1 protein-coding gene is annotated in these 712 nt (G+C 69.1%); it reads right to left on the bottom strand.

Annotated features, from left to right (window positions below):
- The coding region (locus ABD330_RS32390) for a Dyp-type peroxidase (protein WP_344469895.1) at positions 1-712 on the bottom strand (712 nt) is incomplete at both ends.

Here is a 712-nt window from a genome sequence, read left to right as displayed (position 1 = left end):
AGCCCGCGGCCGAGCCAGTCGGCGTCGTCCCGGACGCCGGGCAGGACGAAGAAGTAGCCGCCGCCGGTGGGTGAGATGTAGTCGACCAGCGGCTCGTCGATCAGCCGGGTCTGGGTGGCCTCGAACTGGCGGACCACGTCCTGCTGGTAGCAGCAGAACGCCAGCCCCATGTCGAGGTTGCCGACCTTGTCGATGCCCCGGTCGTAGTTGAAGCCGCGGCGCAGGATGCGCGAGTCGTCGGTCTTGTCGGTGCGCGGGTTGGCCAGCCGGATGTGGGCGTCCAGCGGGATCGCCTTGCCGTCCGGGTCCTTGGCGTAGTCCGGCGCGTCGTTCTCGGCCGCACCGTCCAGCGGGGCACCGGTGTCCTTGCGGCGGCCGAACATCTTCTCCTGCTCGGCCAGCGAGACCCGGTCCCAGAACTCGACCAGCATCCGGATGATCCGGATCACCTGGTAACTGCCGCCGACCGCCCAGGCCGGCTCCCCGCCACCCTCGGTGACCCACACCAGCTTGTCCATCTCCCGGCCCGACTTCGTGTCCGGATTGACGATGCCGTCCTTGAAACCGAGCAGATTGCGCTGCGCACCGTCGGGGCGGGACGGGTTCTGGAAGCCGTCGATCCGCCACTTGACCTGCATCGCACCCCGGGTGTGCCGGGCGATGTCGCGCAGCGCGTGCAGCACCGTGTCCTGGCTGTCGGCGCAGATCTGCA

This window comes from Kitasatospora kazusensis (assembly GCF_039529945.1).
Lineage (GTDB): Bacteria > Actinomycetota > Actinomycetes > Streptomycetales > Streptomycetaceae > Kitasatospora > Kitasatospora kazusensis.
The sequence above is the reverse complement of the archived record's forward strand: the minus strand, read 5'-3'. Positions and strand labels throughout refer to the sequence as shown.